This window comes from Flavivirga aquimarina (assembly GCF_030540835.1).
In the GTDB taxonomy this organism is placed as follows: Bacteria; Bacteroidota; Bacteroidia; order Flavobacteriales; family Flavobacteriaceae; genus Flavivirga; species Flavivirga aquimarina.
In genome coordinates, this window is sequence record NZ_JAUOEK010000026.1 from 1 (window position 1) to 5,633 (window position 5,633).

The window sequence follows — 5,633 nt, forward strand, 5'->3', positions numbered from 1 at the left end:
AACGTCTTATTATGCCTTTTAAAAATATGTTCTCCCATTTTTCGAAAGTACACTTTTTCAAAGTGTTATGAAAAACTCTCCGTTTTTCAAACTTTTCAGCTAAACCCCGACGCAGAGCGTCGAGGAATTCTTTAGATTAACTATAAGACCTTAATGACAATGACTCTTATTCCCTTTTAATATTTATTTATATGTTTAAATTTAAACAGATTGTGACACTTCGACTCCGCTCAGTGGAGGTTAGCCTGCTCACAATAAACCTATCGTCTTTCTGAGGAGCCTAAAGCGCAACGCGACCTGCCTGCCGCAGCTACGGTGTCCCCACATCTTTTAAAGAAGGTTTCTATTTTATTATTTACTTTTCTTTGCTCGTCCAAAGAAAAGTAACAAAAGAAAAGACGCCCCTTCGAAGGAATTTCTTCTCTCGCTGCGCTTAAGAAAAACCAAGAACAAAATTTCGCGTCGCCCTATCACAGCATCCAAGGCTATGCTCCTGGGTTTCGAAATTTTGTTCTTTATTCTTACGAAGGGTCTGGGCTTGCCCTATGGTCTGTTCTTAACGATTATTTTTGAGCCTTTAAAAATTTATAAATAGTTATTTCTGCTCCAATATTTGTGGGTACACCGTAGCTGCCGCAGGCAGGGAATCTGTTTGTTGTTTCCTTCGTCCTTCGATTATATTTTGAGTTCTTTATCGACAGATTGTTACGCTCGCCCCGATAGTTCCCGATAATTATCGAGACGGGACTCGCTCACAATGACGGTTCACTGGATTATTTCTTGGCACTCGGATCCAGATTAAAGACAATTTTATAGGACTTGGAATCTTTTAGTAATGCCTTTGTAAATGTCACCATATCTTTAATAGTAATTCCTTCTGCTAAGTCATCTAAATTTTTGAAGGTATCCGTACTATAATCTTCTTGGAAATAATTTATTAGCACTTGCATATCGTAACTATTACAACCCTCTTCTTGTTTTCTTTCTTTTAGATACTTTCTTTTTATTTTATCTAAATCTGTTTGCGACATAACACCTCTTGTTATATTTTCTATATGCTTATTTATATTGAGTATGTGCTGCTCTGCTTCATCCAAATTACAATCAAAAGCTATCTGTAAGGATACTTCTTTGTTTGACCTTTTTGATACGTCAGCTTTTACACTAATAGCATGCACACTTCTCTTTTCTTCTCTTAAACCCTCTATAAATCGTAGTAGTAAAATATCACCCAGAAATCTTGCTACTAATTCGTTTTTTAAACTATAGCTTACATTATTCTTATAGCCCATCCTAACTGAACTCTTAGGATGCTCCATATCTAAAGTAATTTTCTTATCAATGGTATCTTTTAACCAGGAGATCGAATTATCCTGCCTTACTTCTTTAACATCGCTTGTTGGGATACTCGCTATATATTTTTCTAATAAGGGCCTCAGCTTTCTCTTTTCAAGGTCACCTACGATAAAGAATTCAAAGTCTGCTGCATTACCAAACCGTTCCATATACAAAGGCTTCACTTTATCAAAGGACATCTCTTTAACAAAATCTTTATTAAATAAACGCTGTCTAGGGTTATACTGACCATATAATGTCGCTGTAACACTATCGTTTATCTTTTCATTAATACTATGGCGCCTTTCTTTGATCTCCCGATCTAAATTCTCTACAAAGGTTTGGTATGCATTAATATCAAATCGCGGACTTACAAAACGTAAGTAAATCATTTGCAATAATGTTTCTACATCCTTTGTTGTTGAAACCCCACTCATGCTTTCTGTAAGGTTAGAAAGATGTATATGTGTCGTAGTAGTTTTTCCCGCTAATAGCTTTGACATTTTGGTTGCTGAGCAATCCCCTAAACCCGATAAGGATATGATATTACCTAATAATTGTGCTGTTGGAAGGTCACTGTCTTTTACTTTTGATAACCCTCCATAACTTATAGCACGGAATTGCACATCATTCTTGCTTTTGCCAACAAATTTATAATGTACTTTTATACCATTGCTTAAGGTAAATGTTGTAGACCCTGTAACTTGCAGCATCTCTTCAGATATGATACTGCCTTTATTTATAGTGATATTCGATATGAGTTCTTTTTCTATAAGTGTGTCTATATGTGGTCTTAGAGCTGTATATGCTTCTAACCCTTTTTCACCTTTAAAAACCTCTTTTGCTACAATTTTGTCTAACTCAAGCGAGTCATTTAAATTTAAGGGTTGTGCATTACTATTTACTGAAAACAATAGCAAGAGTACATTTATGATGAGTAAAAATGATATAACAGATAATATACTTTGCATGTTTCTAGTTGTATTTATGATTTAATTAGAATAAATTCACGCTATTAATTAACCTAAGTTCGATTTAACAATAAATATATTTAATTAAAAATCAGATCAGTAAGTTCATGATATCAGATTGAGACCTGAGATCAAAAAAATTCTCAAGCGGATATAATGACGTAATGTCTCCTCGAGTATTACTGAACTACAAAATATATTTTGTAGTGAAAGTAGCAAGTTAGCTTGTCGAGAGGTTTTTTAAAAGGTCTCGACTGCGCTCGACCAGACTGTCAACGAACTGAAAAACAACATCTTAAAAAATAACGCCAATGGTAGCCTTTCGTATACACTCAAGACAAGCTAAAGTCGAAACTTAATCAAACTTATAAATTTAATGACCTTTCGACTGCGCTCAAGGTGACAAGTGATAATATTATCGAGTTTATCCTCAAAATGAGCTTGTCTTAAAAGGAATTATTTTCAATTAAAAATATGGACAACCGAACTAAAATGACGGTTGTCCGTGTTCTACCATTAGAAGTTGTATCCAGAGTGACTAATTCAAAGAACAACCAAGGTTAAAAATATATTTAAGAGTATTCCTATTTACATATCTATTTCGATCTTTTTATTTTGATATTCTATGTCGTATCTACACTTACACTTACTATCTAATCTATAAACCTGCTCTTAAGTTTATTGAAGGATACTCTAGATCACTTCTTAACATTTGACTCTGTTTAGTTAAAAGGGAAAGGAAAGTTATAATCTTTAACTACTCTAACCTAATTAATCTTAAAACCATTCCTGTTCCCCTTTTGACATTACTTTATTTCATTTCGACTTCAGTTTATACTGAACGCCCTCCTGCCGGACGGGCAGTCGAAGTACTCAACGATCGCAATAAAAAATTTCTTGAAACGAACTATCCTCGAGGCAGTCCCGATAGCTATCGGGACATAGAGGTATTTCACTCGTTTCATTTTGACCTTTGGGTCAAAAACCGAAATTTCTTTATTTAGATTCCCTCCCGATAGCTATCGGGATTCTCGGGAATGACAATTTCAACCGAAACCCCAAGGCAGAGCCTCGAGGAATTCTTTTTGATTAAATTATTACACTTATACATAAAACGTACCGTCCATATTTTATTATAGTCTCATCTAATAAGTAAAAGAAATTATATTATATACCTAATTAATTCAAATTATATAACCGAATCTGATTAGTAGATTTCAAAGATTTTAGATAAATCTATTCTATAAAGTTATATATACAAAAACCCTCTGACTCTATTATTTAGGTAATAGAATTTATTTTATTAAAATAGTTTTGTGCTGTATTGTCTAATCTAGTTACTAACGGCTGTTGTTAGTTATTCCAACCGCTTCAAACCAATCTGTCTGTGTAATAACTATTAAAAGCTGTTGATGACAATACTGTAAAAAAGTGTGATTTTCTTCATAAAATGTTTAGTCGTTAGTTAGTTTATTGTTTAGTTGTTTAGTTTTTTTCTATCTATTATTCCTCTATAAATACATCATCCGTCTTCTTTTCAACACTCATAATAAATTAAGGAGTGTGTATTAAGCATCTATAAGCGAAGGAACAACCCCTACTATTTGATAATTAATCTTTTATCATGTATTTCATAACTATTAATAATATTAGTGCTATTAATAGCTATTAGAATATCTTCAATACTGTTACTTTTATTGAATGTACCTATAAACCGCTCTTCCTTTTGGACATTGTTTTCAATAGTCACATCCATATCATACCAACGTGATAGTACTTTCATAATATCTTTTAGAGGCATACTCTCAAAACTAAAGACACCTTCTTTCCACGAAACTTCGTTATATACGTCGACTTCCGTTATACTTATGTTATTAGTTTTAAGACTAAGGTTCGATTGTTGATTTGGCATTAAAGTCTCTTTTGCAGAAGCGCTACTTACAGCTACCTTACCTTCTACCAAAGTTGTATAGATACTTGCTTCGTCTTTATAAGCTTTAACATTAAACTCTGTTCCTAGTACTTCTACTTCTTGTCCTTTATGGGATACTTTAAACTTCGCTCCTTCATGTTCGGTACTTGGGGACACATCGAAATAAGCTTCTCCATGTATCAACTCTACTTCCCGAGTATCTCCTTTATTAAAACTCACCGGATATTTTAGTTTGGATTCGGAATTTAACCAAACTTTTGTGCCATCGGATAAAAGAATATAGAATTGCCCACCTCTGGGAACAGTTAGCGTATTATAAACCATACCTTTGCTAGCATCTTTATTATTGCCTGCCTGTCCGGCAGGCTGGTAAATAACCCCTTCGCCATTACTAGTAACATGGTCTGTATGATAGGAGATCCCTTTTTCTAAAGTAACTTCAGAATCATCTTCCAATGTCAAGATCGCTTTATTTTTACCAGTCTCAATATTATTATTTACAACGATGGGAGCTTCAATGTGTGAGCCTTGATTTGTTTTATTAAAAACAACTAAGCCTATTGATATTAAAAGCACTATAGAGGCTGCGATGCCATAAGACCAAAATTTAAATGCTTTTTTTGAATGTCCTTTTTTTATTTTTAAAGCTTTCCAATCTTTTTTTGCATCAATTTCTTTTAAAAGACTTGAATATTTACCCGTTTTTATATCCGAAAGCATCTGTGCTTTCGTTTTTTCGTCGAAAATCTCAGATCTTTCTAAATCGTCTGGAGTTTCATTTTTAATTAGCGAAGCAGCTAATTTTTTTGAAAATAACCTTATTTTATTAGAATTGCTCATTTGAGACTATTTTTAAGTTATGAATTGACCCTACACTATTTATGGTTCATTACACCCCTACTCACCATTTGGTTTTTCTCTTAATTTCACTTTTATTTTACACATCAATAGTTATACAATTACTACAAAGCACTAAAAGTAATATTTAATCGAGAGCACCATCTTACTTCAAAAACAAGCGCAAGATAAGTTCTACTTATAATTAATACAACAAAAAGATAAAAAAGGGTGGGTATCATGTAAAAAAAATATTATAATTTAATTATCAGTAAAACACAGGTTTTCAATAAATTATTCATTTTGATTCTTGTTTTTTCTTTAAATTGGCAGGATCACTTCGACTTACTTCGACTACCAGTCCGTCCGGCAGCTACGGTGTACCTACATCTTTTAAAGAAGGTTTCTATTTTATTATTTACTTTTAGTTCACAAATCTTATTTGATAAATAGGAGTTCATGAATCTTCGATTTCTTTGCTCGTCCAAAGAAAAGTAACAAACCTGCCTGCCGGCAGGCAGGAGAAAAGACGCCCCTTCGAAGGAATTTCTTCTCTC

2 protein-coding genes are annotated in these 5,633 nt (G+C 33.4%); both read right to left on the reverse strand.

Features of this window, described 5'->3' with window-relative positions:
- Nucleotides 1-773: 773 nt before the first annotated feature.
- A complete protein-coding gene (locus tag Q4Q35_RS01490; RefSeq protein ID WP_303276149.1) occupies nt 774-2,306 on the reverse strand; it encodes a M16 family metallopeptidase in 1,533 nt (510 codons plus the stop codon).
- 1,600 nt (nt 2,307-3,906) lie between these two features.
- Nucleotides 3,907-5,079: a FecR family protein gene (locus Q4Q35_RS01495; RefSeq protein ID WP_303276150.1), complete on the reverse strand. Its 1,173-nt coding sequence runs from the start codon at nt 5,077-5,079 to the stop codon at nt 3,907-3,909.
- Nucleotides 5,080-5,633: the final 554 nt, after the last annotated feature.